Source organism: Nguyenibacter vanlangensis (assembly GCF_013376155.1).
Lineage (GTDB): Bacteria > Pseudomonadota > Alphaproteobacteria > Acetobacterales > Acetobacteraceae > Gluconacetobacter > Gluconacetobacter vanlangensis.
Map to the genome: position 1 here is coordinate 1 of NZ_JABXXP010000447.1, position 2,384 is coordinate 2,384.

At 66.4% G+C, this 2,384-nt stretch carries 1 protein-coding gene; it reads left to right on the plus strand.

Going from position 1 to position 2,384, the window contains the following annotated elements; translation table 11 throughout:
* Positions 1 to 275: 275 nt before the first annotated feature.
* On the plus strand, positions 276 to 2,384 hold a 2,109-nt coding region (gene uvrB / locus HUK84_RS15090; RefSeq protein WP_246285708.1), incomplete at its 3' end, for an excinuclease ABC subunit UvrB.

The following is a 2,384-nucleotide window of genomic DNA, read 5'->3' on the forward strand; positions in this document are numbered from 1 at the left end:
AGCCGCCATCCGCGCACAGCACCACGTCCTGCCAGCCGATCTCGACGACGCCGCCGTCCGACGCATCCCGGCCGCTGGTCTCCAGGTCGATGACGCGCACGAAGGGGGCCGGGTCGCCCGGGCGTCGCGGCGGTTGGAATCCATCCATGTCCTTCAATCTAGGCGCGTGCCGGACGGTGCCAAGCCCCGATCGTCATCGGCACGGCCCCATCGGGCCCCGGGGGCATGCCTCTCGGCCCTTGCGTCCGGCCCGCCCCGTCCCCACAGTCCACCCCATGCCCGCACCCGCCCGCGCCAAAGTCCGCCGTCCCGATCCGTCCACCGAAATCGTGACCTTCCAGCCCGAACGGCAGCCGCCGAAGGAAAAGACGCGGCGCCTGACCATCAGCGCGCCATACGAACCGGCGGGCGACCAGCCCCAGGCGATCGCCGAACTGGTCGCGGGGATCGCGGCGGGCGAACGCGACCAGGTGCTGCTGGGCGTCACCGGCTCGGGCAAGACCTTCACCATGGCCAAGATCATCGAGGCCACGCAGAAGCCGACCCTGGTGCTGGCGCCGAACAAGACCCTGGCCGCTCAGCTCTATGGCGAGATGAAGCAGTTCTTCCCCGACAACGCGGTGGAATATTTCGTCAGCTACTACGATTACTACCAGCCCGAGGCCTATGTCCCGCGCTCGGACACCTATATCGAAAAAGACAGTCAGATCAACGAGCAGATCGACCGTATGCGCCACGCCGCCACCCAGGCGCTGCTGGAACGCAACGACGTCATCATCGTGGCCTCGGTGTCGTGCATCTATGGTATCGGCTCGGTCGAAACCTATTCGCGCATGGTGGTGCGGCTGGAAACGGGGGGCGAGATCGATCGCGAGCGGCTGGTCAAGGCGCTGGTCGAACTGCAATATCGCCGCAACGACGCGGCCTTCCAGCGCGGCACTTTCCGGGTGCGCGGCGAGAGCATCGATATCTTTCCAGTGCAGAACGAGGACCGGGCCTGGCGGGTCTCGCTGTTCGGCGACGAGATCGATTCGATCATCGAGTTCGATCCGCTGACCGGCGACAAGACGGGCGACCTGCAGGACATCAGCGTCTATGCCAACAGTCACTATGTGACGCCGCGCCCCACGCTGAACCAGGCGGTGGTGGGCATCAAGCACGAGCTGCGCCAGCGCCTGGCCGAACTGGCCGATGAGGGCAAGCTGCTCGAGATCGAACGGCTGCAGCAGCGCACGACCTTCGATCTCGAAATGATCGAGACCACCGGCGTGTGCAAGGGAATCGAGAATTATTCCCGCTACCTGTCCGGCCGCAAGCCGGGCGAGCCGCCGCCGACCCTGTTCGAATATCTGCCCGAGGACGCGCTGCTGATCGTCGATGAGAGCCACGTCACCGTGCCGCAGATCGGCGGCATGGAACGCGGCGACTATGCGCGCAAATCCATCCTGTCCGAATTCGGCTTCCGCCTGCCGTCCTGCCTGGACAACCGGCCGCTGAAATTCGCCGAATGGGACAAGTTCCGGCCCCAGACCCTGTTCGTCAGCGCCACCCCCGGACCGTGGGAGATGGAGCGGGTGGGCGGCGTGTTCGCCGAGCAGGTCATCCGCCCGACCGGCCTGATCGACCCCGTCACCGATATCCGCCCGGTCGAGCGGCAGGTCGACGACCTGCTGGCCGAATGCCGCCTGGCGATCGCGGCCGGCGGCCGGGTGCTGGTCACCACCCTGACCAAGCGCATGGCCGAAGACCTGACCGATTACATGAACGAATCCGGGATCCGCGTCCGCTATCTGCATTCCGACGTCGATACGCTGGAGCGGATCGAGATCATCCGCGACCTGCGGCTGGGCGCCTTCGACGTGCTGATCGGCATCAATCTGCTGCGCGAAGGGCTGGACATTCCCGAATGTTCGCTGGTCGCGATCCTGGACGCGGACAAGGAAGGCTTCCTGCGCTCGCGCACCTCGCTGATCCAGACGATCGGCCGCGCCGCGCGCAATGTCGACGGGCGCGTGCTGCTCTATGCCGACACCATGACCGACAGCCTGCGCTACGCGGTCGAGGAGACCGCCCGCCGGCGCGAAAAACAGTCGGCATGGAACGCGGCGCACGGCATCACCCCGCAATCGGTCCGCAAGCAGATCGGCGAGGCCCTGTCCTCGGTGTTCGAGCAGGATTACGTCACCGTCTCGCCGCTCAAGGGCGAGACGGTCGGCGAATTCGTCGGCAAGGACCTGGGCAGCACGATCGCCGAACTGGAAAAGCGCATGCGCGCCGCCGCCGCCGACCTGGAATTCGAGACGGCGGCCCGGCTGCGCGACGAGATCAAGCGGCTCGAGGCGCTGGAACTGGGGCTGGAACCAGCTCCGGCCCCGGTCTCGACC